We start from the raw sequence: 25,044 nt of genomic DNA, 5'->3' as shown, positions 1-25,044 counted from the left end.
CAATGTTTATATGACAAATAAAGACTGTATTAGTAATTAATTAATCTTATTTTTGCATCAATTTTAGTTTAATTTTAATAGAATAGAAATGAAACAAGAAATTAAACCCGCTACCGGGCGTCTTGGCGTCTTGGTAGTCGGAGTGGGTGGTGCGGTAGCTACCACGATGATTGTAGGTACACTAGCCTCTCGCAAGGGACTGGCAAAACCGATAGGATCTATTACACAGTTAGCCACAATGCGCATGGAGAACAACGAAGAAAAACTCATCAAGGACGTTGTGCCCTTGACGAATTTGGAAGACATTGTTTTCGGAGGATGGGATATTTTCCCGGACAACGCATACGAAGCTGCTATGTACGCCGAGGTTTTGAAAGAAAAAGACCTGAATGGAGTAAAAGAAGAGTTGGAAGCTATCAAACCGATGCCGGCTGCTTTCGATCACAACTGGGCAAAACGTCTGAACGGTACACACGTGAAGAAGGCTGCTACCCGTTGGGAAATGGTAGAACAACTTCGTCAGGATATCCGCGACTTCAAAGCTGCTAACAACTGCGAACGCGTAGTGGTGCTTTGGGCTGCAAGTACTGAAATTTACATTCCGCTGTCTGACGAACACATGTCACTCGCTGCTTTAGAGAAAGCAATGAAGGAAAACAATACAGACGTGATTTCTCCGAGTATGTGTTACGCGTATGCTGCTATTGCAGAAGACGCTCCGTTCGTGATGGGTGCTCCTAACTTGTGTGTGGATACTCCTGCTATGTGGGAATTCTCTAAACAAAAGAATGTACCTATCTCCGGTAAAGACTTCAAGAGTGGTCAGACACTGATGAAAACCGTATTGGCTCCGATGTTCAAAACCCGTATGCTGGGTGTGAACGGTTGGTTCTCTACCAATATCCTCGGTAACCGCGACGGTGAAGTGCTCGATGATCCGGACAACTTCAAGACAAAAGAAGTCAGCAAGCTGTCTGTAATTGATACTATCTTCGAACCTGAAAAATATCCGGATCTCTACGGAGATGTTTATCATAAAGTACGTATCAACTATTATCCTCCCCGCAAAGACAACAAAGAAGCATGGGACAACATCGACATCTTCGGATGGATGGGCTACCCGATGGAAATCAAGGTGAACTTCCTTTGCCGCGACTCTATCCTTGCAGCTCCTATCGCTCTTGACCTTGTGTTGTTCAGCGACTTGGCAATGCGTGCAGGCATGTGTGGCATCCAGACTTGGTTGTCATTCTTCTGCAAGAGCCCGATGCACGATTTCGAACATCAGCCCGAACACGACTTGTTTACACAATGGAGAATGGTAAAACAGACATTGCGTAACATGATTGGTGAAAAAGAACCTGATTACTTAGCTTAATCAGTAACCCCAAATAATAAGTTGAGATTGAGATTTACCATCCTATAAAGACTGGTGGATACTCAACCTCAACTTTTACTTTTTTATTGTACAAATTCCCCATTCGTTTGGGGGACTCGTGACACAACCGACTCGTAGTTTGTAATTAGTAATTAGTAATAAATGAAGCGTCCTCCCTTTCTACCTGTTTTTATAGGCACGGGCTTTGGCTCCGGTTTTTCTCCTTTTGCTCCCGGCACGGCTGGGGCGTTACTGGCTTCTATCATTTGGATTGCACTTTATTTTCTCCTTCCTTTCTCTTGGGTATTATGGCTGACTGCCGCTTTGGTGATTGTATTTACATTCGCCGGCATTTGGGCTGCCGATAAGCTGGAGACTTATTGGGGAGAAGATCCTTCGCGTGTGGTAGTGGATGAGATGGTGGGAGTGTGGATACCGTTGTTGGCTGTTCCCAATGATGACAAATGGTTTTGGTACGTGATTGCGGCTTTTGCCTTGTTCCGCATCTTTGATATAGCCAAACCGTTGGGCATACGTCGTATGGAAAGCCTGAAAGGTGGGGTAGGGGTCATGATGGACGATGTTTTGGCGGGAGTGTATAGTTTTATATTGTTAGTGGGAGCGAGATGGGTGATTGGCTGAAAAAAGTTGCACGGATGATTTCCCAGAAAGGCGGCATCTTCATGTTTTTGAGGGCGCAGCTTTCTGCTCAAATGGCAACTATTGCAGACTTTCTCGTTACGATTCTTCTGGTCAGGCTGTTTGATGTCTACTATGTATATGCCACCCTGGCGGGAGCTATCTATGGAGGAATCGTTAATTGCGTTATCAACTATAAATGGACTTTTAAATCGAAAGGAAAGAAAACACACGTTGCTGTAAAATTTATCCTTGTATGGGTTTGCAGTGTTTGGCTCAATACGTGGGGAACGTATGCACTGACGGAATCATTAGCGAAGATTCCCTGGGTACGCAACACACTTAGCCTGTATTTCGGAGATTTTTTCATTATTCCTAAAGTGGTAGTGGCAGTCATCGTGGCACTGTTCTGGAACTATAATATGCAACGCTTTTTTGTTTACCGGAATATAGATATAAGAAGTTTGTTCGGAAAAAGAAACTGAAAAACGGATTGAAAAGACTGATGAGAAAACGAAAGAATTAGATATATACAGATTGAGAAAACAGAAGATTTAGATAAAAATAGCTATAAACAGATTTAAACAGATGAATTACAGAGATTATTTACAACAGTTGATTTATAAGATTATCAATCCCCTGATACGCGGAATGATTAAAATAGGAATCACTCCTAACTTTATCACCACTACCGGATTTATCCTGAATGTAGTAGCGGCAGGTATGTTTGTATATGCCGGCATATATGGCGGACAGAACGATTTGGCCATTATCGGCTGGGCAGGAGGTGTGATTTTGTTTGCCGGACTGTTCGATATGATGGACGGACGTGTAGCTCGCCTAGGCAACATGAGTTCCAAGTTCGGTGCGCTTTACGATTCAGTACTCGACCGTTATAGTGAATTGATGACTTTCTTTGGTATCTGTTACTATTTATCAATGAAAGATTATTTCCTTTATGCCCTCATTGCATTTGTGGCACTAATCGGCTCACTGATGGTAAGCTATGTGCGTGCCCGTGCCGAAGGCTTAGGAATTGAATGTAAAGTCGGATTCATGCAACGTCCGGAACGCGTAGTGCTGACCAGTCTCGGAGCTTTGTTCTGTGGCGTTTTCAAAGATATCACCGTTTTCGAACCAATCCTGATTATGATTGTTCCTCTGGCTTTTGTTGCCCTGTTTGCCAATATCACGGCATTTGCTCGTGTGAGACATTGCTACAAAGTGATGAAAGAATGAATTAATTTACTGTTGGACGATTTACTATTTACATCGTACATCCTAAATAGTACATCGTAAATAGTCCAATAGTAAATAGTCCAATAGTAAATAGTCTAATAGTAAATAGTCTAGTTGTCTAATCAAAACATTATAATGATAAAGAATATTCAAATGCCGTCGAAGAGAGAAGCCCTGACTGTGACAGTCATTATGGCTCTTTTCCTTTTGCTGACAAGTATCTTCATCGGGCTTCGTTCCGAGCACCTGTTAATGGCGGTACTCTATTTAGTTTTATTTTTTGCCGGATTACCTACTCGTAAGTTGGCTGTGGCCCTGTTACCTTTCGCCATTTTTGGAATCTCGTATGACTGGATGCGTATTTGCCCCAACTACGAAGTGAACCCGATTGATGTGGCCGGACTGTATAATCTCGAAAAGTCTCTTTTCGGAGTAATGGATAATGGTCTTCTGGTTACTCCTTGCGAATACTTCGCTGCACACAACTGGCCGATAGCGGACGTTTTTGCCGGAATCTTCTACCTTTGTTGGGTTCCCGTTCCCATCCTGTTCGGTCTTTGCCTGTATTTCAAGAAAGAAAGAAAAACCTACCTTCGCTTTGCGTTAGTATTCTTGTTTGTCAATTTGATTGGTTTTGCCGGTTATTATATTCATCCGGCCGCTCCGCCTTGGTATGCCATCAACTACGGTTTCGAACCGATATTAAACACACCGGGTAATGTTGCAGGATTGGGACGCTTTGATGCATTCTTCGGAGTAACCATCTTTGATTCTATCTACGGGCGTAATGCTAATGTTTTTGCGGCAGTGCCTTCACTGCATGCGGCCTATATGGTAGTTGCATTGGTGTATGCCATTATTGGTAAATGCAGGTGGTATGTGGTTACTCTTTTCTCTATTATCATGGTCGGCATTTGGGGAACAGCTATTTATTCATGCCATCATTATATCATTGATGTATTACTTGGCATCTCTTGCGCGTTAATCGGTTGGCTGGTATTCGAATACATATTGATGAGAATCCCGGCGTTCAAAAGATTCTTCGAAAGATATTATACGTATATAAAGTAAGATTATATGTGAATAAAGTGAGATATATACCCATACAAAAAGCAAGTATATACTCATATAAAAGCAGATATATACCCATATAAAAAATAGATATAAGTCTCACAAATAGTGAAGAACAAGTACCGTAATATATTTCTCGCTTTTGGTATCATTGCCGTTCTGATAATGATATTCACTTTTGATATGGATTATCAGGAGCTTTGGCTGAATTTGAAGCGTGCAGGGGTATATTTACCTTTGGTTTTGTTGCTATGGCTGTTTGTCTACCTTATTAATACAGTATCGTGGTACATCATCATCCGTAGTGGTGGTAAGACGGGGTTTTCATTTGTCCGGCTCTACAAATTCACAGTAACAGGTTTTGCGCTTAATTACGTGACTCCTGTTGGGCTGATGGGAGGCGAACCATATCGCATTATGGAGCTGAAACCCTATATAGGAATAGAACGCGCCACCTCTTCCGTGATTCTTTATGTGATGATGCATATCTTTTCCCACTTTTGCTTTTGGTTAAGTTCAGTGTTGCTTTACGTTTGTCTCTATCCGGTGGGGTGGATGATGGGGATAATCTTAGGAGCTATTACTGTCTTTTGCTTGCTGATTGTTATTCTTTTTATGAAAGGCTATCGGCAGGGGATGGCTGTGGCTTTTGTCCGTATGGGTGGTCGTATTCCTTTTCTGAAAAAGAAAGTATTTCATTTTGCAAACGCGCATAAAGAGAAGTTGGAGAATATAGACAAACAAATTGCCCTTCTCCACCAACAAAAGAAACAAACCTTTTATAGCGCCCTCTTACTGGAATATACCGCCCGTGTAGTCAGTTGTCTTGAAATATGGCTGATACTGAACGTGCTGACCACCCATGTCAGCTTTGCCGACTGCTGCCTGATTGCGGCTTTCTCTTCTTTACTTGCTAATCTGCTGTTTTTCCTGCCTATGCAATTGGGAGGTCGTGAAGGTGGCTTTGCCCTCGCCGTAGGCGGCCTTTCCCTTTCCGGAGCTTACGGAGTCTATGCCGCTTTGATTACCCGTATACGCGAAATGGTCTGGATTGTAATCGGACTTGTACTAATGAAAGTAGGAAATTTTAAACAATCAAAAGAAAGATATTCTGCTTAAATTTATAACTTTGTCTGATCTATAAAGACTCTTATGAAGGGCTCTATAAAAGAACTTATAGAAAAACTTGTCAAAGGAGTTCTATTTGGATCTATAGAAAAGACTGACGAAAAGACCTATAAAGAAAACGACAATGAATAATTTTATCTTTTACAGCCCTACTGAATTCGTGTTCGGTCGGGATACGGAAGCGCAGACCGGAGTGTTAGTACAGAAATACGGTGCACGCAAAATAATGATTGTTTATGGTGGCGGTTCCGTGATACGTAGCGGCTTGTTGGCCCGTGTTGAGAAATCATTGCAGGAAGTAGGTATTCCCTATTGCATGCTGGGTGGTGTACAGCCTAACCCGATAGACACGAAAGTGTATGAAGGAATCGATCTCTGCCGGAAAGAAAACGTAGACATGATGCTCGCCGTTGGTGGTGGCTCTGTGATTGATACGGCGAAAGCCATTGCAGCCGGAGTTCCTTACAACGGAGATTTCTGGGATTTCTACATCGGAAAAGCCATTGTGACGAAAGCATTGAAAGTAGCCGTTGTGTTAACGATTCCTGCTGCCGGAAGCGAAGGTTCCGGTAACACCGTCATCACGAAAGTCGATGGCTTACAGAAATTAAGCCTCCGTGCTCCCGGTGTACTACGTCCTGTTTTTGCCGTGATGAACCCCGAGCTGACCTACACACTTCCTCCTTTCCAAACCGCCTGCGGCATTGCCGATATGATGGCACACATCATGGAACGCTATTTCACCAACACGAAAGATGTAGAAATAGGCGATCGCCTGTGCGAAGGTACCCTGCTTGCCATCATCAAAGAGGCAACTACCGTCATGAAAGACCCCGAAAACTACGGAGCCCGTGCCAATCTGATGTGGTGCGGAACGATCGCCCACAATGGAACCTGTGGTGTAGGTTGTGAAGAGGACTGGGCTTCCCACTTCCTCGAACATGAAATCAGCGCCATCTATAACGTGACTCATGGTGCCGGACTCTCCGTAATCTTCCCTGCCTGGATGACATGGATGACAGAACACAATGTGGATAAGATAGCCCAATACGCCATCCGAGTGTGGGGAGTGGCAGAATCAGACGATAAAAAGGCGGTAGCCCTTGAAGGAATTTCCCGTCTGAAATCCTTCTTTACTTCCATCGGCCTGCCTGTGACCTTCAAAGAACTTGGCATTGAGAATCCCGACATCGACCGCCTTGCAGATAGTCTGCACCGGAATAAAGGTGAATTGGTAGGCAACTATGTCAAATTAGCGAAACAGGACAGCAAAGAGATATACCGTCTGGCATTATAAAAAAACAGATATAACCGACAGCTGCATCATTTGCCTTTTGATAGAGGATAAATGATGCAGTTATTCTTTTTGCTATTGATTAATACCTAAACAGAAGCAAAAAGATTTTGCTTTAATTATATTTTGGTATAATAGTTGTGTAAAATACCTAAAATTCGTGATTGCTCCGTCTATCATATAAGAATACTTTTGCGGGTGTAATAACTATATATATCCGTTATGCAAAAGCTAAATTCCGGGGCTTTGAATAGAATCTTATTGTTTGTATACATTTTATCACTATCTACTAATGCAATAGCCCAAAACAAAAATAATTCAAAAGAGACATATCTTCTTCCTCCACACGGAAATTATGTTTATGGCCGGGTGATTGAGAAACTCTCTAAAGAACCGATGGTAGGAGTGACGATTCGTTTGGATGGTCATTCTACTGGTGTAATTACCGATATAAACGGTTGCTATGTATTGACCCTGCCCGAAAAAGGCGGTCTGGTTATCTATTCCTACATCGGTTTTGAAACCCGTAAAATCAAAGTCACTTCCCGGCAGAAAGTCGATGTGCAGATGGTAGAAGCTACCGAAAGTATTCAGGAAGTGATTGTAACCGGCTATAACTCCATACAGAAAGAAAGTTTCACTGGAAATACCACAAAGATAGAGAAAGAAGACCTGTTAAAAGTCAACCCGAACAACCTGATTTCGGCCATTCAGACTTTCGATCCCTCTTTCAGAATACAGGAGAATCTGGCTGCTGGTTCCGATCCCAACAGCCTGCCTCAATTCGTCTTGCGTGGTCAGACCGGTATCGGAGAAACGACACTTGGGCAGACCTCCACCTCCTCCATTTCGCGGGAAGTGCTAAGCGGTAATTCCAACCTGCCTATCTTCATACTGGACGGCTTTGAAGTCGATGTAGAAAAGATATACGACCTCGATATGAATAGCATCCACAGCATCAATATCCTGAAAGATGCTGCCGCCACTGCCATGTACGGTTCACGTGCGGCCAACGGAGTAATTGTCATTGAACGGCGTGCGCCTGAAGCCGGAAAGTTCCGTGTACAGTATTCCGGAGTACTTTCTGCCGAACTGCCGGATTTATCCTCCTACAATCTGGTGAACGCCCGTGAGAAGCTGGAAACCGAACGCCTGGCAGGACTATATGACAGCAACACCCCGGAAATAGACCCCTATACCAACGGTTACTACCAACGACTCAATAATGTACTGACAGGTGTCGATACCTATTGGCTTTCTCAAGGACTACGCACGGCTCTGAACCATAAGCACTCCGTTTTCATAGACGGTGGAGAAAACGACGTGCGCTGGGGAGTGGAACTGGGATTCAGAGGAACGGAAGGAGTGATGAAACACTCTTCCCGTAAGAATGCCAATGCCGCTTTTTATGTAGACTACCGCATTGGCGGACTACAAATAAAGAACAAAGTGACCTACACTTATAACAAAAGTACAGATGTCCCCTTCAATTCATTCAGCGATTACTCCCATTTACTTCCTTATATGCGTCTGTATGATGAAAATGGCGATTATGTGCGCCGTCTCGAAAAGTTCGACGGGGCTAGCGGCACACAAGTAAATCCACTGTACGAAATCAACTTCTACAACAGCTTCGACCATTCCGGTTATGATGAAGTAACCGATGATCTTAGTCTGAATTGGCGTATCACCGACGGTCTGCGTCTGCGCGGTCAGTTTTCCGTCCTGATGAGAAATTCTACCGGTGATCTGTACAAAGATCCCGCATCGGCCAGTTATTCAGCCAGTACAGGCAACATCAATGGTGAAAAAACAGAATCCACACAAAAGAGAACAGTGATAGACGGAAGCCTGTCACTCATGTACAACAATACCTTCAAGGGACACAATCTCAATATCTGCTTGTCCTCCAACATGAGACAAACGCAGAGCACTGCTTCCGAAACACGTTACCGGGGATTTCCGGGTGGCGACCTTGTCTCTTCAAACTATGCGGCAGAAGTATACGGAAAGCCCAGCAGCTCCGATAATACCACCCGCTTGGTAGGAGCCTTGCTCACTTCCAACTACACCTACAACAATATCTATCTCGCCGACCTTACAGGACGTATCGACGGTTCTTCCGAATTCGGTTCCGATAAAAGATGGTCCATGTTCTGGTCAACAGGAGCAGGAATCAACATTCATAATTATGATTTTATGAAGTCGAATGAACTCTTTTCCATGTTGAAGTTCCGTGTCTCCTACGGACTGACCGGAAAGACCAACTTCTCCCTCTATTCGGCCAAAGATATGTATCAGCTGCAAACAGACAGCTGGTATCCCACAGGCTACGGTGTATTCCTCTATCAGATGGGAAATCCGAACCTGAAATGGGAACGTAAATACACCCTCGACTATGGAGTTGAAATCGGACTGTGGCACGATAAAATCTATCTGAAAGCCTCTGCCTACGACGAGCGTACCATCGACCTGATAACCGATTATACCATCCCTTCCTCTACCGGATTCACCTCCTACAAAGAAAACATGGGAAAGGTGAAAAACACCGGCGTCGAACTGGAACTGCGGGCACGACTTTACAGTGACAGAAACTGGCTCTTCCAGCTCTACGGCAGCTTTGCAAGAAACAAAAACACGATTATTGAAATCTCCCAGGCAATGCGCGACTATAATAAAAGAGTGGAAGAACTGTTCAGCGGATATAACCCCGAAAGCAGCTCCGATTCAAAATATGCTAAAACATACCTGAAATATTACGAAGGAGCCTCTCTGACCTCTATTTACGGGATGAAGTCATTGGGAATCAGCCCCACAAACGGCAAAGAAATCTACCTTCGCCGGAATGGTGACGTTACCGATGTATGGTCTGCCGACGAATGGACCATTATTGGCGATACAGCTCCCAAGGGACAAGGCTCATTCGGTTATACCCTGTCCTATAAACAGTTATCCATGTTTGCTTCTTTCCTCTATACCTTTGGTGGAGATGCTTACAACAATACCCTCGTCTCCTATGTAGAGAATGCCGACATTAAAAATGACAATGTAGATAAGCGGGTATTGCTCGACCGTTGGCAGAAACCGGGAGACATAACCACCATGAAAGATATTCGTGACCGTAATGTCACCACCGGCGCATCTTCGCGTTTTGTACAGAAAAACAATACCCTGCAATGGAGTTCATTGACAATGAGCTACAATTTCCGTCCCGAACAATTAAAGAAACTCCATCTGTCCGGCCTGCGTCTTTCGTTCACGATGAACGACCTGTTCTATTGGTCTACCATCCGTCAGGAACGGGGACTGGATTATCCTTATTCGCGTTCATTCAATCTGACTACTAACATCATATTCTAACCATACAAATGAAGAAACTAATCAGCCATATACTAATAGCCCTGACAGGAATGTTAGCCGTTTCCTGCAATGCCTGGCTGGACGTAACACCAGAAAATGCGATAGCCGACGACGATCTGTTTTCCACCGGTTTCGGCTACCGGAATGCCCTGAATGGTATCTACACCAATCTGGCGTCCGACGAACTTTACGGTAAGCAACTAAGCTGGGGATTCCTTAGTGCCATCTCCCAGCAATACAATCAAAAGGCGGGAACCATCTCTCCGATGTATGCCGACGCTTCCGAACTTATCTATAACACGGTCGACACCGAACCCGTCGTGACAGCTATCTGGGAAAAAGGCTATAAAGTGATAGCCAACCTGAACAAGCTCATCGAGAACATCCGGCCCACGGACATCTCTTTGTTCGAATACGGAGAAGAAGAGAAAAACCTCATTTACGCCGAAGCCTTGTCATTAAGAGCCATGATGCATTTTGACCTACTTCGCTTGTTTGCTCCTGCAACGGCAACCAATCCTTCGGGCGCCTATCTTCCTTACCGCGATAAATACGAAGCCGCAGTGGTAGAAAAATGTACCGTTACCGATTTTATCGAGAAAGTCCTGAAAGACCTGCTCGAAGCGGAAGACATTCTGCGTAAGTTTGACACCGAATACCATCCCGAAGCGATGTACGCTTCACAAATGTACGAACCTACTCCCGAATGGAATGCCCGCTACCGCTTCAACTCCGGTTCCTATATAGACGATATGGGAGCATTCTTCTGGTATCGTGGCATCCGCTTCAACTATCTGGCATTGCTGGGGTTGAAAGCCCGTGTCTGCATCTATGCCGGTCCTGCCTACTACAAGAATGCCGAGACAGCCGCCAAAGAACTTTACAACACCTATTACCAGCAGAAACGGTGGATAGGCTTTACAGAAGGAGAGAACATTACCTGCAATCTCAATTCCCGATATACAAAAGTCTCCCACGACATATTGTTCGGCTTGTACAAGAAACAGCTGGCTACGGATTATGAACAGGCCGTATGGGGCTCTTCCTCTTCTTCGTCAACCACCCGTTTGCCGTTGGCAAATATCCCTTCCCTGTTTGCTTCGGACAATACGGGCGTATATACCGACTATCGGCTCACCTACCTGATCGGGACTACCAATGAAACCCAGTCGAAGTATTACACACTGAAGTATAACCCTTCCGTAGAATCAGTAGTAGAAGCAATGGAGAATCCGATGATACCAGTGATCCGGTTCAGTGAAATCTGTCATATCCTGGCGGAGATCAGTAGCTATAATGGCAAGATAACCGAAGGAATCAACTACCTCGAAACAGTTCGAAAAGCCCGTGGAGCTGAACGTACCCTTAGTCTGACAGTCAGCACCCGTGAACAACTGGATGCCGAAATACTGCTCGATATACGGAAAGAAATGATAGGCGAAGGTGGAACCTTCTACACCTACAAACGGATGAACCTCTCCACCGTGCCCGATTCCGACGAGGAAGGAGAAATCAACATGACAGGTTCTTATGTACTTCCATTGCCTACCAGTGAAACAACCAACTAATGCCCGGATAAGATGAAACGAATATTGACATATACCATCTTCTGCCTGCTGTTCGTTCTCACCTCTTGCAGTGAAGAGCAGCTGGACGTTTATAATGGAGACAATTACGTCTATTTTACTTACATGAGCGATAAGTCTCCACAGAAAATAACATTCAACTTTGCTACAGATGCACCCTTGCTTCGAGAAGGAACCGTGAAAGTGAAAATGACACTTCTTGGCTACCTGCTCGAAGAAAATGCCACCTGTGATATTTCCGCAGTGGGAGAGAAAAGCACCGCCCGTTCCGGCATCGACTATGCCCCTTTGACCTCCGGCATCTTCCATAGCGGACTGGCGGAAGACACCTACGAAGTCACCGTCTATCGCAATGAAGACCTGCTCAACACAGACTACACCCTTACCCTTTCACTGGATGCAGTGGAAAACTGTCTGGTGGGTCCGGCAGAATACAAACACGTCACGATTCAAGTGACCGACCGGATTTCCCAACCTGTTTGGTGGAACCAGAGTTCGGCAGCCAATCTGGGTACTTATTCGGATATGAAATACCGTGTTTTTATCATTTTCATGGATGGTGAGATACTCGAATCATTGGATAAATACACCGGTATTGAGTTTGTCAACCTGATAGCCGACTTCAAGGCCTGGTGGAAAGACCAGTGGCAGCAAGGCAATTACCAATATTATGATACAGACGGAGTGACACCGCTGTATGAAACCATTCTCGATAACTGATAATAAATTATGAAGCGAAAAACAATACTATTCATTTCAATCCTGCAGCTTCTCGTGATAACCGGCTGTTATGACGATTTGGGAAACTATGACTATACAAACTCTACCAAAGTTTCTTTTGTGAACTCCGCTTCATCGGACTACACGTTTATGGTAGGCGACCTTTTCGAGATGGATGCGCCCATCAACTTCTCAACGGACATCGGGAATGTTGATGAACTTTTCACCGTTCAATGGTATCTGAACCGTGAACTGATCTACACAGGTTATCATCTGAAGTATCAGTTCGAAAAAGGCGGAACGTACGAACTGATACTGAAAGTCATCAATAAGGAAACGAATGAAACATACATCAGCAATAAATATACCTTGACGGGAAAGAACAGTTTCGACTGGGGCTGGATGATTCTCTCCAACAAAGGAGACGGAAAATCTTCTTTATCTTTCATCAATCCCGGCCTCCGGGCTACGCACGATGTAGAAAACATCATCGAAGATGGTCTGGGTACAGACCCGCTCGGGATCTATTACTATTATGTATTAGGCTCTATCTCCGGTTCCTACGTGTCAGGTTTGCCGAAAATCCTGATAAATCAGGGTAGTGGAAGTGTCACGCTAGATGGCAATTCGTTGCAAAAAGACATGTGGCTTGCCCACGAATTTGAAAACCGTAAAGAGCCGGAAGGCTTGAAGATAATGGACTTCGCATTCAAGGAAGAATATTACGTGATTTGCTCCGAACAGGGGGAAGTGTATATCCGTGCCGTAGGCACTGACAATAAAGCGATTCCTTATTACGGGAAGTACGGCGCCATGCCGTATGAGTTTGAGGGAGGTAGCCGTATCACCTGTTTCGCACCGTTCCACAACGTCACTTATTGGTGTGCCGACGAAGAACGTTGTATCTTGTATGATGAGCAAAATGCCCGTTTTATCGGCATTACACATTATCCGCAGTGGGGAGCAGTTTATACTCCTGCCATCGTCTACTTCAAAACATACGATCAGGATTTGGAAGTTCCCTCCGGTGTGTTGCGGGTGAACAATATGGGAGCGGGAACCCGCTGCCTGGCAATAGGGGCTTACGAAAAGAAAGATGTAGCCTCCAACGGCGGGCTGACATTTTGGTCAAACTACGTGTCGCTGATTGACGTGCAGGGAACCGGAAATTATGATTTGCACGAGTTTGCCGTAAAAGACATGGATAATAACTCTCACCTGATAACCGGTACGGATCAATACGGATTCAGCGGCAGCTCCTTATTGACTCCGCAAAGTGTCATTAAGATGTCCTCCAATTTTGAAAAGAACCCTTATTTCTACTTTACCGATGGAGATAAGAATCTCTATATATACAGTATGCAGATGCGCAGCCATATGCTGGCTTACACAGCAGGCAGCCGTATCACCGGCATCAGTGGAAGTCCTGTTGTTTGTGAGTTTTATGGCTATGGGGGAAATAGCACTGATCCGAATTTCCGGCTGGCACTTTCGCAGGAAAATGGGGATATCGCCATCATCGATGTAAACACGAGCCAGATGGTACGTCTCTTCGAAGGTTTTGCTCCCGATTTGGAATTGAAGACTTTTAGCGGGTTTGGCGATGTGAAAGGCATGGTATGGTGCACGAACTATGAAGGAGAATATTAATTGGAAAAAGAAAATAACCTATCAGTAAATAATTAATCATTTAAACGAGAAAAGTATGAAAAATAGACTGTTTTATTTTGCTGCTTGTGTAGCTTTAGTATTGTCTTCAGTAAGTTGCAGCAGTGACGATGGTGAAGAAGAAGATGCAGATATTCCCGTAGTGGGGAAAATTGCTGTTTCCGGTGCTTATAATGTGTATTCCCATGGAAGCCAGGGATGGATTGAAGCGGACAAGATAGGAATATATGTGTTGTCCGATGGCAAACCGCAGGAAAACTTGCCGTATGCTCCGTCGGAAGTAGCGGTGGCTACTACTACAGAATTGGATGGTAAAACGTATATAGTATATGATCGTGATAGTCGTGTGACTGAAGATATTACGCTGAATCCTTCTTCCGAACTTGCTGCAGGATTTAAGGGTGGCGATCACACTATTTATGCCTATACGCCCTATAACGCAGCTTCACAAGATTATAAGGCTGTCGCTTTGCCCAACTTAGCTGTGCAGGAGTATTATGAATCAGAGTTTATGCCGCATCGTAATTATAGCTTTGCTTATGCTTCGGCTACTACATCTAGCTATTCTGCTGCAACTGTTTCTTTGGGAGAATTCAAACCATTGTTTTCTCAAATCACTTTACCGGGTGCGGGATGCCCGGATTCTTTTGTCGGTAAGAAATTTACTAAAGTGGTGGTGAGCTGTGACCATCCGATTGCCTACGAAGATGGAGCAACTGTAGATTTGTCGACAGGTAAAATTTCCGGTACTCCGATAAACAGTATTACTTATAATCTTCCTAATGGCGGCTTCGAGATAACTGCCGGGTATTTTGGTGCCAGTTTGGAGACCTGTTATATGATGATTGCCGTACCTTTTGAAACAGGGCTAACTTATACCTATAATTTTACTTTGACAATTGATGGACAGGAATATACTATTTCAGGCAAACCGAATGAAAAGATGTCTAGTATCAACAACTTAAATATGTATGGCATTGCCGGTATCGAATAATTATTATCTTTGTATCTGTATATAAATATTAAAAAAGAAAGCATGAAGAAATTAGTTTCAATTCTGATGATTCTGGCAATGATCGTTCCATTGGCCGGAGCACAATCGACGGACATCTTCAAGAAAAAGAAGAAAAAGAAGAGCAAGACGGAAGCGGTGGATAAAGCCAAGGCTGACTCCATTGCCAAGAGTAAGAAAGATGCTCTGCAACCTTACGCAAAAGTAATCACCGGCAAAGCCAAAACAATGGACGGCTTTTTTAAAGTGCATTACGTAGATGGTAAATATTTCTTCGAAATAGCCGACTCTCTTTTCGGACGTGATATTTTGATTGTGAACAGAGTTGTGAAAGCACCGGTAGACGCGCAGAAACGTAAAGTAGGCTATCCGGGAGATTACATCAGCGACGAAGTGATCCGTTTCGAGAAAGGACGCGGCGACAAACTGTTCGTGCGTGAAATCTCTTATCTCGAACATTCTGCTGATACACTGGGTATGTATCAGGCCGTATTGAACTCCAATGTTCAACCCATTGTGGCCACCTTCCCGCTGAAAACTGTCCGTAAAGAAGGAGAAACTACCAACTATGTGATCGACATGACCGACTATATCCGTAAGGACAACGAAATGTTTTCATTCACCAGCCGGGTGAAAGACAACATCGGAGCGAGCAGCATGGTAGACGACGCCAGTTATATCGACACACTGAAAGCCTTTCCGCAAAACATCGAAATACGTACCGTGCGTACCTTCCAGCGGAAGAAAGGAGGAGGCAGTGGACTTGAGAAACTGCTGGCAGCTTTCTTTGCCACCTCTACCACTCCGTTGACTTACGAACTGAACAGCTCTATGCTATTACTTCCCAAGGAACCGATGAAACCGAGATTGCACGACGACCGGGTAGGTTACTTTGCTGTGAGCTATAAGGATTTTGACGAGAATCCGCAAGGAGTGAAGTATAAAGCGAATATCACCCGCTGGCGTCTCGAACCCAAAGACGAAGACCGCGAGAAATACCTGCGTGGCGAATTGGTGGAACCAAAGAAACCGATTATCATTTATATCGACCCTGCCACTCCGAAGAAATGGGTTCCGTACCTTATTCAGGGAGTGAACGACTGGCAAGCCGCTTTTGAGAAAGCAGGATTCAAAAATGCAATCTTCGGCAAAGAAGCACCGACGGACGATCCTACCTGGAGCTTGGAAGACGCCCGCCATTCGGCTATCGTGTACAAGCCTTCCGATATTCCGAATGCAAGCGGACCTCACGTGCACGACCCTCGCAGCGGTGAAATTCTTGAAACGCATATCAACTGGTATCACAATGTGATGAGCCTGCTTTACAACTGGTACATCGTGCAGGCAGGAGCCATTGATCCGGGAGCACGCAAACCGATGTTCGACGATGAACTGATGGGCGAACTGGTACGTTTTGTATCTTCCCACGAGGTGGGACATACATTAGGACTGCGTCATAACTTCGGTTCTTCCAATACCGTCCCGGTAGAGAAACTTAGAGACAAAATATGGGTGGAAGCCAACGGTCATACACCGTCTATCATGGACTATGCACGCTTCAACTATGTGGCACAGCCGGAAGACAACGTTTCACGTTCGGGAATATTCCCCCGTATCGGTATGTATGATAAATGGGCGATTGAATGGGGCTATCGTTGGATGCCTGAATATGAAACGGCGGAAGCCGAAATACCTCACTTGAATAAGTGGATCATTGAGAAGCTGCGGGAGGACAAACGCTATACGTTCGGAACGGAACTCGACAGAAACGATCCCCGCAACCAGAGTGAAGATTTGGGAGATGATGCCATGCTGGCAAGCTCGTATGGAATCAAAAACCTGAAACGTGTGATGCCTGAAATCATGAACTGGACTTATGAACCGAATGAGGGTTATATGAAAGCTGTCCGTTTGTATCAGAATGTGGTGGGACAATTCGACTTGTACATGGGCCATGTGGCTACCAATGTGGCCGGTATCTACCACAATCCGATTTCTGTGGAACAGACAGACATGAAAGCGGTGGAATATGTTCCGAAGGATATTCAGAAGAAAGCGGTCGACTTCCTGAACAAGGAACTGTTTACCACACCGACCTGGCTGATGGATGATAAACTGTCCGAAAGAACTGGTATCAATACTTTCAATTCGATCTACCGTGTACAGAGCAGTACATTGAAACAACTGCTTAGCAGCCGCACACTTGATAAGATGACGGACAACGAACTGGTCAACGGAGCGAAGGCATACACAGCCAACGATTTGTTCCGTGATTTGAAGAAGAGTATCTGGAGCGATATGCAAGGAGGAAAGAAACCGGATGCTTCCCAACGTAGTTTGCAAAAGACTTATGTCAATGCGTTGATTGGAATGCTTGATAAACCGAAGAACAGTTCCGGTTCGCTCGGAAGTCTGGGTGGTTATTCGCTCGTAGCTTTCGATTTCCCTTCTGAAGCACCGACTATTGCACGCGGACAGTTGACTGATCTTAGAAGAGACCTGACCAATGCGGCAAATGCTTCCAGTGGAATATACAGAAGTCATTATCTGAACTTGAAAGCGTTGATTGATGCTGCATTCGACGTGAAGTAGAAAAATAATTTACGATTAAGTTCATTTACGATTAGACGATTTACGATGTACGATTGGAGTTAGTACATGGTAAGTCGTCTAATTTGTAGATTAGCTGATTGTAAATACGTTCTTTTTGCCCCATATTTACGACAGTATTAGGTGGCTTTGCCCCATTTTTGAAACATGAACGATAGACTTTTTCCCCATCTTTGAAACAAAATCAATGGTATTTTGCCCCATCTTTGGAAATTCTTTATAACTTTGTTGCTGAAAATCAATAAATTTGTGGTTTATGTTTAAAAGAGATATCTTATTTCATCTGGAAAGATGGAAAGACGATACGCATAGAAAGCCTTTGATATTGCGTGGAGCAAGGCAAGTCGGTAAAACAACGGTAGTCAACGAATTTGGAAAGCAGTTTGACAATTACCTGTATTTGAATTTGGAGAAACGGGAGGCAGCATCCTTGTTTGAGTTGAATGTATCTCTAAAAGATTTGATGCCTTTATTTTTTGCACATTGTGGAAAGATAAGGAATGAAGGAACTATATTACTTTTTATTGATGAAATTCAAAATTCAGCAAAGGCAGTAGCGTTATTACGCTATTTCTATGAAGAATTACCTGATATTTATGTAATTGCTGCCGGTTCATTATTAGAAAACCTGATAGATGTACGTGTTTCATTTCCGGTGGGAAGGGTGCAATATATGGCATTGCGTCCTTGTTCATTTCGCGAGTTTCTGGGTGCTGTTGGAGAAGAACCTTTATTATCCGTTTTAGATAAGCCTGAAATCACTCTCGCTTTCCATGATCGTTTGATGTTATTGTTTAATATCTATACGTTGATTGGAGGTATGCCGGAAGTTGTGCAACTCTATGCGGAGCGCAGGGATATTTTATCCTTGGAGTCCACTTATGAAACTCTTTTGCAAGGCTACCGGGATGATGTGGAAAAATATGCTTTGGGAAAACAACTTCCGGAAGTGATTCGCTTTATATTAAAAGAAGGATGGCATAAAGCTGGACAAATTATAACTTTAGGAGGATTTGCTGGTTCGTCTTATAATGCTCGGGAAGTGGGAGAGGCTTTTCGTTTATTGGAAAAGGCGATGTTGCTGGAATTAGTTTATCCGACTACGGCAACGGAAGTTCCGGCCACTCCTGAAATAAAGCGTATGCCCAAACTGGTCTGGTTAGATACAGGATTGGTGAATTATGCGGCACAAGTACAGAAAGAGGTTTTGGGAGCAAAAGATATAATGGATGCTTGGCGTGGTATGATAGCGGAGCAGATTGTAGCGCAAGAACTGTTGACACTGACAGATAAAGTCAGTCAGAAACGTTGTTTCTGGGTGCGTAATAAAAGTGGTTCTAATGCAGAAGTCGATTATGTGTGGGTGCAGGATTCTATGGTTTATCCCATTGAAGTCAAATCAGGGCATAACGCCCACTTGCGTTCCTTACATTCTTTTATGAATCACTCTAATCAGACTGTTGCAGTCAGAATATGGTCGCAGCCTTATGCTGTGGATGAGGTAAAGACGGCAGACGGAAAAGAATTCAAATTGATAAATCTACCTTTTTACCTCGTTGGAAAATTAGACAGCATATTGCGTCGGTTTGAAACAACCTTTGATAACGCGTAGTCTAGCAAAATCATAAGTTAAAGATTAGGCACGGATTACATAGATTTCACGGTTAGTGCTATGCTTGTACAAAGCAACCGTGAAATCCGTGTTATCCGTGCCTAAATTATAATAAAGCTATTTTTTTTTAGACTTTATCCCAATCCGTTTCAGCATTAAAACAGGGACAGGCCTTGATCCATTCTTCCGGTTCTATTTCGCCGTTTCCGTTCAGGTCGGGACTTAGATCCCGATGTCCGCAGATCCGGCAATTCGGATAATCTTTCAATAAAGCGAGAATCAATACCCGGAGCGAATGTTTCTGCCATTCGGTACGGGTATCTTTCGGTTGTCCTTTGCAATCGAGTCCGCCCTCATAGCAGATACCTATACTTTCTTTGTTGAAACCGCGGCTGTGCGCACCAATTCGTTCTATCGGACGGGTAGATTTTATATCCCCGTTCTTGCGGATATAGAAATGATAACCCGTTCCGTTGAATCCTCGTCTGCGATGACAGACGTCCAGGTCATATTCTGTGAAACTCTTGTCTTCGCGCGTAGTGGAGCAATGGATTACTATCAGGTTTATAGTTCTCATGAATGGATTAAATAGATTGAATAGGTTCTGTAAATTGCACAGGTTCCATAATTTGCATTAATTGAATCATTATCATGCCTCTGCTGCACTACGTTGTGCACATTCCTTATTAATACATTGTAAGGCAGCAGCCTGTGCCAGCTGATCTCTTAATGAGAATATCTCCGTATGCATCTCTTTCACTTTCGAGCTAAGGTCGAAATAATCCTTCAACACTTTTTCCAATTGCTGCATCAGAAAAGTATATTGGTCTTTCACCAGTTCGCTGAACTCTTTTACTTCTTGCGCCATTACTTTGCGCTTTTTGCGATTACTGCCCAGAAAGGGCAGGATCGTCATAATGATCTCTATGATTTTATCGAGCATTTTAATAAATTGAGGATTGAAAATTGAGAATTAAAAAATAAATGTAGAAGAAAACAGAAACCGCATGGAGAGTAACTGTAGAAATCACTCTGTAATACCCATGCGGCACTGTTTTTAATGATTAAGCTGCCGGGTCCGGAGCTTCTCCGCTTCCACCGCTACCGCTGTTTCCACCATCCGCGTCTTCTCCGTCACCCTTTCCGGCCAGGATGAAATCGACATTATTCTCGCCTCGGGTAGTGGCATGACTCGTATTCACCAGCTGAAGTGCCTTGTCTGCCACAAAACGAACATTTACTCTGCGGATATTGCGCACCGTGCAATCCTTCTCCTTTTCCGCCCCTTCGCTGCTCAACGTGATATGGAACGTGCCCAATCCGTCGATCTTCACCTTGTCGCCCTGGGTAAGCGACAGGCGCAACTGATCAACAAAAGCCTCGATGGAATGCTTCACATCTCCTGCTGTAAGCGATGAGTTCGCTTCGATGGCATCGGCCAGCTTGTTGATGTCCATCACTCTCACTGTACCCGATTTCTGGCGTACATAATACAACATCTGTGAATCCGGCTGATTCACATACTTTCTGCGCTGATAGCGCTCCACTAATACATTCATACAATTAAAAAAGTTAAGGTTTAAGTAATAATATTTTCTGTCCTTGTTGACATTACAAATATACGAAATTTGAAAGGGAAAGTCAAGTATTTTGCTATTTATTTTATATCAATAATGAAATAAAAAAAGAAATTCCATACAGCTATATATTGTAATATAAAATTGTATGGAATCGGGGTGAATCTGTATCTATTTAGCATGTTTCAGCATGTATTCCAGCGGTGGGACGTATTCGGTGATTTTTGTCATTGCCGAATTATGCCTGAAGTATACGTTTCCCGTCTCTCCGTTGCGTTGTTTGGCTATGATTGCTATGCCTAGTTCTTCGGTAGGGTAACCGCTTTCGCGGTCGGTTGTTATTCGTGCGAGGGCGGGGCGGTAGAGTAATATCACGACGTCCGCATCCTGCTCGATTGCGCCACTTTCGCGGAGATGTGCCAGTTCGGGGCGGCCTGCGGGGCGGTTTTCCGATTCGCGGTTTAGCTGGCTAAGCAGTACCACCGGTACGTTTAGCTCTTTGGCCAGCAACTTCGCTTTGCGGGTGGCTTGTGCCACTTCCTGTTCGCGGTTGCGGTTGTTTTGGCCGGTTGTCATGTCGCAGAGTTGCAGGTAGTCTATAATGATCGCGTCGCACGCATGTTGGCTTTGCAGCAGTCGCGCGCTGGATCGTACGTGTTCCATGTTGACCGAGGTGCTGTCGTCTACGTGTATCGGCAGACGTTTGAGGTCGGCGGCTGCCGTGCGTGCCTCTGCAAGCTCTTGCGGGCTGACGGTTCCCGACCGCCAATGGCGGGCACTGACTTCGCTGGCTGCTGTCAGCCATCGGTCGGCCAGTCTTTCTCCTTGCATTTCGAGGCTGTAGACGGCTACGGCATGTCCTGCCATGGCTGCGTTTCGTGCCAGATGTAGTGCGAATGCCGTTTTTCCTACGCCGGGACGGGCGGCGATTACCACTAGTTCGCCGTTTTGGAGTCCGGACGTCATGCGGTCCAGGTCTGCCAGTCCGGTAGGGATGCCGGTCACTCCGTTTATGTTGTTGGCAATACGTCCTTCGGCTTCGGTCATGGTGGCGGTCATCAGTTCATCCATGTCCCGCATGTGGTTGTTGTGGCCGAATTCGCCTTCCAGACGGTCGAGCAGGTTGTGCGCGTCCATCAACGAGTCGTCGATGTCCATCGTTTCGTCTAGCGAGCAGGCGAGTAGTTTGTTGAATCCCAAGGTCATTTCGCGTCGTAGATATTTCTCGTGTACGATCTGCGCGTGATATTCGAGGTGGGCGGAAGTCGCCACTTTGCTGCTCAACTGGGTGATGCCGAACGCTCCGCCCGCCTCTTCGAGCTTTCCGCGGTGGGAAAGCTCTTCTTTTACGGTGAGGATGTCTATTTTCATTCCGGCGTGGTACATAGCCAGTATGGCGGCGTAGATCAGTTGGTGGCGCAGGACGTAGAACATTTCGGGGCGCAGCTTGTCGGCTATCAGTGGTATAGCCCTCTGCTCTATCAGGCAGGCGCCGATGATGGCTTCTTCTATTTCGGGAGCCTGTGGTGAAACTCTGTTTTCGGTATTCATAATCAGTGTTTGTTTAATCAGTCTTCGTTTAATTGGGATTCGTTTTATCAGTATTCGTTTAGGAAAGCTTTGTTGGATAAATAGCTGGCGGCGTGGAGCAGGTAGTTGATGTTTGTTTGGTGGAAATAATAATCTTCTACCTTGTCGATGGCGAGTTGCTGTTCCTTGTCGCTTAATTTTTTCCATTCGCGTTGCGCTTTGGCGATGTTTTCTTTGGGAAGCTGCGTGATGCTGTGAAACTCATTCCAAAACAGGCGGAACTTCTCGTTGACGGCTTTCTTTTTCTGCTTGCCGCTGTCGGGGGCTCCTACCCATTTGTCGTATTCGACGACACGGATATGCAGGGACGAGTTGTTGGGATGGGGGACGATTTCGATGATCCCCAGGATGGCAAGGGCGTGTATGAATCGGAAGGTTTTTCCGACAGACCAGCGGAAAATGCGGCTCCAGTCGCGGTAGCTGAACATGCTTTCGCCTCTTTTGCACAGGTAGTCTTTGTGCTGCCGGTCGCTGTATAACGTGTCCGAATAGTTTACTTTCATCAGGATTTTCAGGAGCGCTTCTATTTCTCCGGCTTCTATGTTCGGGTCTTCTATCTGTTGTTGTAGCAGGGCTTTGGGGATAATGAGAAAACCATGTTCCATCATGGCTTCAAAATTGAAATTGTTCATTGGGTTATCGTTTTAAATTTCTGTAAAGGTACGCCGTTCTTGTGCGATGCGCAAGGGGTGTGGTTCCGTGCGGACGGGTGTGGATGAATAAAGGGTGCCGCGATGCGCAAATGGCTGTTTTTTTCTTCTTTCATGAAGCCGGGGAAGGAGTGGGGATGGAACGAATGCTCTGTTGGTGGTTGGCGGAGCTTCTGTTGGTGGTTGGTGGAGCTTCTGTTTGTGACTGGTGGAGCTTCTGTTGGAGAAAAAACAAAGCCTTCGTTTGGGGGGATTCGAAGGTCTTGTTTGTAGTGAAAAAACGGTCATTTTTGCCGAACGCTTTGTGGAACGCTTTTTTCTTTCTGTAAATAGCTGTATGATTGGTAGTTATCTTCGTTTTGAAAAAAAGTGATGAACGCAAAGTGGAATACATAATAAACAATAAAAGATAAATGATATATTTAAAAATATATAGTTCGATTTTCCTTTTATTTCTTGTCCGTGTTTTCGTTTTCTGTTACGCGCTAAACGTTTGTCGGCAAGTCAATGTGGGGAGGTCCCCAGTGTCGGTAGATGATTAGCTGCATTTCAGGACTGACATCGATTGTTTGGCTGGTGTAATACGCAGCAACCAGTTGTTCGTTCAATGTCTTGTTTGCTTTAATGCGTTTGCGCATTTTTTTGCTGGCGGAAGAAGCGTTTGCCAGATCGGGAAAATACTCCTTCGCCAATTCGGAGAAATACTTGAATCCATTAATGCTGTAGCGTTCGGCAGCTGGTTCATTGTTGTTCATTAATTTTTTTTATACTTTAAATGGTTAAAATAATATGTTGTTTGAAAAATTGCGCAAATGTATGAAATTTACTTTGATGATTAATGTAAATGTTTTAGTTTTTATTTTTTAGATTTTATGTATGTAAATTTTTGAAGATATATTTTTGTATTTTACTAAAGTAAAATGTGGGAAAAGTAAATATTAATTATTAATTTATTTTTAATGAAAAAGGAAAGTTTTACTTTGTTTATGAAACAAGTGGCTGTTGATTTGCAGCAGAGTGGAAATTTAGGGACTGCTCATGTATACAGAAGTACGTTGAATGCGATTCTTACTTTTCAGGGTTCCGATCGTTTGTCGTTTCGGGAAATCACTCCGGAGTGGCTGAAGCATTTTGAGGGTAGTCTTCGTGCACGTGGGTGTAGTTGGAATACGGTGTCTACGTATCTTCGCACGTTGCGTGCGGTTTACAATCGCGCTGTCGATCTTCGGAAGGCATCATACGTGCCGCATCTTTTTCGCTCCGTATATACAGGTACGCGGGCAGACCGCCGTCGGGCATTGGATATGGAGGATATGAAGAAGGTATTTGCCCGTCTGTTGCAGTCGGACGCCATCACTCCTGCCATGAAGGGGGCGCAGGAGTTGTTCATTCTTATGTTCTTGCTTCGGGGACTGCCTTTTGTCGACTTGGCTTATTTGCGCAAGAGTGATCTCCGGGGAAATGTGATTAGTTATCGTCGTCGTAAAACGGGACGTCCGTTGTCTGTGACGTTGACGACGGAAGCGATGTTTCTTTTGCAAAAGTATATGAATCGGGAGGAACAGTCGCCTTATTTGTTCCCGATTCTTCATAGTGACGAAGGTTCGCCAAAGGCGTATAGGGAATATCAACTGGCATTGCGCAATTTTAATTATCAGTTGGAATTATTAGGAAAGGCATTGGGACTCAAAGACCGGTTGAGCTCGTACACCGCCCGCCATACCTGGGCTACGACTGCGTATTATTGCGAAATTCATCCGGGTATTATTTCCGAAGCGATGGGACATTCGTCCATCACCGTGACAGAAACTTATTTGAAGCCTTTCCGAAATAAGAAAATTGATGAAGCAAATATGCAGGTACTTGATTTTATAAAACGATCTGTGGTCGGCGTAAGTGCTTGATTTTTA

At 44.5% G+C, this 25,044-nt stretch carries 22 protein-coding genes; 16 read left to right on the top strand and 6 right to left on the bottom strand.

Features of this window, described 5'->3' with window-relative positions; genetic code table 11:
- The first annotated feature begins 88 nt into the window (after window positions 1-88).
- From BXY_RS21790 to BXY_RS21725, 14 genes are all read left to right on the top strand, one after another.
- Entirely contained in the window at window positions 89-1,378 is a 1,290-nt protein-coding gene (locus tag BXY_RS21790; RefSeq protein ID WP_004300682.1) for an inositol-3-phosphate synthase, read from the top strand.
- A 162-nt stretch (window positions 1,379-1,540) separates the two neighbouring features.
- Window positions 1,541-2,020: a phosphatidylglycerophosphatase A family protein gene (locus BXY_RS21785; RefSeq protein WP_004326579.1), complete on the top strand. Its 480-nt coding sequence runs from the start codon at window positions 1,541-1,543 to the stop codon at window positions 2,018-2,020.
- 14 nt (window positions 2,021-2,034) lie between these two features.
- The gene (locus tag BXY_RS21780) at window positions 2,035-2,502 is read left to right on the top strand and encodes a GtrA family protein (protein WP_081104589.1); all 468 of its coding nucleotides are present in this window, start codon (window positions 2,035-2,037) and stop codon (window positions 2,500-2,502) included.
- Window positions 2,503-2,605: 103 nt separating this feature from the next.
- On the top strand, window positions 2,606-3,256 hold the full coding sequence (locus BXY_RS21775) for a CDP-alcohol phosphatidyltransferase family protein (protein ID WP_009040796.1): 651 nt from the start codon (window positions 2,606-2,608) through the stop codon (window positions 3,254-3,256).
- A gap of 153 nt (window positions 3,257-3,409) precedes the next feature.
- Window positions 3,410-4,327 carry a phosphatase PAP2 family protein gene (locus tag BXY_RS21770; RefSeq protein WP_004326585.1) on the top strand — a complete coding sequence of 306 codons (918 nt, stop codon included), beginning with the start codon at window positions 3,410-3,412 and terminating at the stop codon, window positions 4,325-4,327.
- A gap of 108 nt (window positions 4,328-4,435) precedes the next feature.
- A complete protein-coding gene (locus tag BXY_RS21765) occupies window positions 4,436-5,446 on the top strand; it encodes a lysylphosphatidylglycerol synthase transmembrane domain-containing protein (RefSeq protein WP_032851591.1) in 1,011 nt (336 codons plus the stop codon).
- Window positions 5,447-5,579: 133 nt separating this feature from the next.
- Window positions 5,580-6,752, top strand: coding sequence for an iron-containing alcohol dehydrogenase (locus BXY_RS21760; RefSeq protein ID WP_004314277.1), 1,173 nt, complete (start codon window positions 5,580-5,582; stop codon window positions 6,750-6,752).
- A gap of 219 nt (window positions 6,753-6,971) precedes the next feature.
- On the top strand, window positions 6,972-10,109 hold the full coding sequence (locus BXY_RS21755) for a SusC/RagA family TonB-linked outer membrane protein (RefSeq protein ID WP_008648740.1): 3,138 nt from the start codon (window positions 6,972-6,974) through the stop codon (window positions 10,107-10,109).
- Between the two features lie 8 nt (window positions 10,110-10,117).
- Window positions 10,118-11,677, top strand: a complete 1,560-nt coding sequence (locus tag BXY_RS21750; protein WP_004304210.1) for a RagB/SusD family nutrient uptake outer membrane protein — start codon at window positions 10,118-10,120, stop codon at window positions 11,675-11,677.
- Between the two features lie 12 nt (window positions 11,678-11,689).
- Entirely contained in the window at window positions 11,690-12,415 is a 726-nt protein-coding gene (locus tag BXY_RS21745; protein WP_004314272.1) for a DUF4843 domain-containing protein, read from the top strand.
- 9 nt (window positions 12,416-12,424) lie between these two features.
- A complete protein-coding gene (locus BXY_RS21740; protein WP_008016860.1) occupies window positions 12,425-14,065 on the top strand; it encodes a PKD-like family lipoprotein in 1,641 nt (546 codons plus the stop codon).
- Window positions 14,066-14,120: 55 nt separating this feature from the next.
- Window positions 14,121-15,077, top strand: a complete 957-nt coding sequence (locus tag BXY_RS21735) for a fimbrillin family protein (protein WP_004311311.1) — start codon at window positions 14,121-14,123, stop codon at window positions 15,075-15,077.
- 42 nt (window positions 15,078-15,119) lie between these two features.
- The gene (locus tag BXY_RS21730) at window positions 15,120-17,687 is read left to right on the top strand and encodes a zinc-dependent metalloprotease (protein WP_074705543.1); all 2,568 of its coding nucleotides are present in this window, start codon (window positions 15,120-15,122) and stop codon (window positions 17,685-17,687) included.
- A 274-nt stretch (window positions 17,688-17,961) separates the two neighbouring features.
- Window positions 17,962-19,317 carry an ATP-binding protein gene (locus BXY_RS21725; RefSeq protein WP_004314315.1) on the top strand — a complete coding sequence of 452 codons (1,356 nt, stop codon included), beginning with the start codon at window positions 17,962-17,964 and terminating at the stop codon, window positions 19,315-19,317.
- Window positions 19,318-19,444: 127 nt separating this feature from the next.
- Here BXY_RS21725 and BXY_RS21720 read toward each other — a convergent pair whose 3' ends face one another.
- The 5 genes from BXY_RS21720 to BXY_RS21700 all read right to left on the bottom strand — a co-directional run bounded on the left by BXY_RS21720 (window position 19,445) and on the right by BXY_RS21700 (window position 23,116).
- Window positions 19,445-19,894, bottom strand: a complete 450-nt coding sequence (locus BXY_RS21720) for an N-acetylmuramoyl-L-alanine amidase (RefSeq protein ID WP_015532968.1) — start codon at window positions 19,892-19,894, stop codon at window positions 19,445-19,447.
- 72 nt (window positions 19,895-19,966) lie between these two features.
- Window positions 19,967-20,260 carry a hypothetical protein gene (locus BXY_RS21715; RefSeq protein WP_008648736.1) on the bottom strand — a complete coding sequence of 98 codons (294 nt, stop codon included), beginning with the start codon at window positions 20,258-20,260 and terminating at the stop codon, window positions 19,967-19,969.
- 121 nt (window positions 20,261-20,381) lie between these two features.
- The gene (locus BXY_RS21710; RefSeq protein WP_015532967.1) at window positions 20,382-20,876 is read right to left on the bottom strand and encodes an HU family DNA-binding protein; all 495 of its coding nucleotides are present in this window, start codon (window positions 20,874-20,876) and stop codon (window positions 20,382-20,384) included.
- A 189-nt stretch (window positions 20,877-21,065) separates the two neighbouring features.
- Entirely contained in the window at window positions 21,066-22,445 is a 1,380-nt protein-coding gene (gene dnaB, locus BXY_RS21705) for a replicative DNA helicase (RefSeq protein WP_004314319.1), read from the bottom strand.
- A 47-nt stretch (window positions 22,446-22,492) separates the two neighbouring features.
- Window positions 22,493-23,116 carry a hypothetical protein gene (locus BXY_RS21700; RefSeq protein WP_004314320.1) on the bottom strand — a complete coding sequence of 208 codons (624 nt, stop codon included), beginning with the start codon at window positions 23,114-23,116 and terminating at the stop codon, window positions 22,493-22,495.
- An 83-nt stretch (window positions 23,117-23,199) separates the two neighbouring features.
- Here BXY_RS21700 and BXY_RS21695 point away from each other — a divergent pair, with 83 nt between their 5' ends.
- Window positions 23,200-23,463: a hypothetical protein gene (locus BXY_RS21695; RefSeq protein ID WP_004314321.1), complete on the top strand. Its 264-nt coding sequence runs from the start codon at window positions 23,200-23,202 to the stop codon at window positions 23,461-23,463.
- 156 nt (window positions 23,464-23,619) lie between these two features.
- Here BXY_RS21695 and BXY_RS21690 read toward each other — a convergent pair whose 3' ends face one another.
- Window positions 23,620-23,889 (bottom strand): DUF4248 domain-containing protein, encoded by a 270-nt coding sequence (locus tag BXY_RS21690; protein ID WP_004300655.1) that lies wholly within the window; start codon window positions 23,887-23,889, stop codon window positions 23,620-23,622.
- A gap of 204 nt (window positions 23,890-24,093) precedes the next feature.
- Here BXY_RS21690 and BXY_RS21685 point away from each other — a divergent pair, with 204 nt between their 5' ends.
- The gene (locus BXY_RS21685) at window positions 24,094-25,038 is read left to right on the top strand and encodes a tyrosine-type recombinase/integrase (protein ID WP_004314322.1); all 945 of its coding nucleotides are present in this window, start codon (window positions 24,094-24,096) and stop codon (window positions 25,036-25,038) included.
- The last annotated feature ends 6 nt before the right edge of the window (window positions 25,039-25,044 follow it).

This window comes from Bacteroides xylanisolvens XB1A (assembly GCF_000210075.1).
Lineage (GTDB): Bacteria > Bacteroidota > Bacteroidia > Bacteroidales > Bacteroidaceae > Bacteroides > Bacteroides xylanisolvens.
This window is presented reverse-complemented; position numbering and strand designations above follow the sequence as displayed.

Bases quoted from the DNA above. Each gene is read 5' to 3' on its own strand.
- BXY_RS21790 (WP_004300682.1), top strand. From the start codon at position 89: ATGAAACAAGAAATTAAACCCGCTACCGGGCGTCTTGGCGTCTTGGTA.
- BXY_RS21785 (WP_004326579.1), top strand. From the start codon at position 1,541: ATGAAGCGTCCTCCCTTTCTACCTGTTTTTATAGGCACGGGCTTTGGC.
- BXY_RS21780 (WP_081104589.1), top strand. From the start codon at position 2,035: ATGATTTCCCAGAAAGGCGGCATCTTCATGTTTTTGAGGGCGCAGCTT.
- BXY_RS21775 (WP_009040796.1), top strand. From the start codon at position 2,606: ATGAATTACAGAGATTATTTACAACAGTTGATTTATAAGATTATCAAT.
- BXY_RS21770 (WP_004326585.1), top strand. From the start codon at position 3,410: ATGCCGTCGAAGAGAGAAGCCCTGACTGTGACAGTCATTATGGCTCTT.
- BXY_RS21760 (WP_004314277.1), top strand. From the start codon at position 5,580: ATGAATAATTTTATCTTTTACAGCCCTACTGAATTCGTGTTCGGTCGG.
- BXY_RS21755 (WP_008648740.1), top strand. From the start codon at position 6,972: ATGCAAAAGCTAAATTCCGGGGCTTTGAATAGAATCTTATTGTTTGTA.
- BXY_RS21750 (WP_004304210.1), top strand. From the start codon at position 10,118: ATGAAGAAACTAATCAGCCATATACTAATAGCCCTGACAGGAATGTTA.
- BXY_RS21745 (WP_004314272.1), top strand. From the start codon at position 11,690: ATGAAACGAATATTGACATATACCATCTTCTGCCTGCTGTTCGTTCTC.
- BXY_RS21740 (WP_008016860.1), top strand. From the start codon at position 12,425: ATGAAGCGAAAAACAATACTATTCATTTCAATCCTGCAGCTTCTCGTG.
- BXY_RS21735 (WP_004311311.1), top strand. From the start codon at position 14,121: ATGAAAAATAGACTGTTTTATTTTGCTGCTTGTGTAGCTTTAGTATTG.
- BXY_RS21730 (WP_074705543.1), top strand. From the start codon at position 15,120: ATGAAGAAATTAGTTTCAATTCTGATGATTCTGGCAATGATCGTTCCA.
- BXY_RS21725 (WP_004314315.1), top strand. From the start codon at position 17,962: ATGTTTAAAAGAGATATCTTATTTCATCTGGAAAGATGGAAAGACGAT.
- BXY_RS21720 (WP_015532968.1), bottom strand. From the start codon at position 19,894: ATGAGAACTATAAACCTGATAGTAATCCATTGCTCCACTACGCGCGAA.
- BXY_RS21715 (WP_008648736.1), bottom strand. From the start codon at position 20,260: ATGCTCGATAAAATCATAGAGATCATTATGACGATCCTGCCCTTTCTG.
- BXY_RS21710 (WP_015532967.1), bottom strand. From the start codon at position 20,876: ATGAATGTATTAGTGGAGCGCTATCAGCGCAGAAAGTATGTGAATCAG.
- dnaB (WP_004314319.1), bottom strand. From the start codon at position 22,445: ATGAATACCGAAAACAGAGTTTCACCACAGGCTCCCGAAATAGAAGAA.
- BXY_RS21700 (WP_004314320.1), bottom strand. From the start codon at position 23,116: ATGAACAATTTCAATTTTGAAGCCATGATGGAACATGGTTTTCTCATT.
- BXY_RS21695 (WP_004314321.1), top strand. From the start codon at position 23,200: ATGAATAAAGGGTGCCGCGATGCGCAAATGGCTGTTTTTTTCTTCTTT.
- BXY_RS21690 (WP_004300655.1), bottom strand. From the start codon at position 23,889: ATGAACAACAATGAACCAGCTGCCGAACGCTACAGCATTAATGGATTC.
- BXY_RS21685 (WP_004314322.1), top strand. From the start codon at position 24,094: ATGAAAAAGGAAAGTTTTACTTTGTTTATGAAACAAGTGGCTGTTGAT.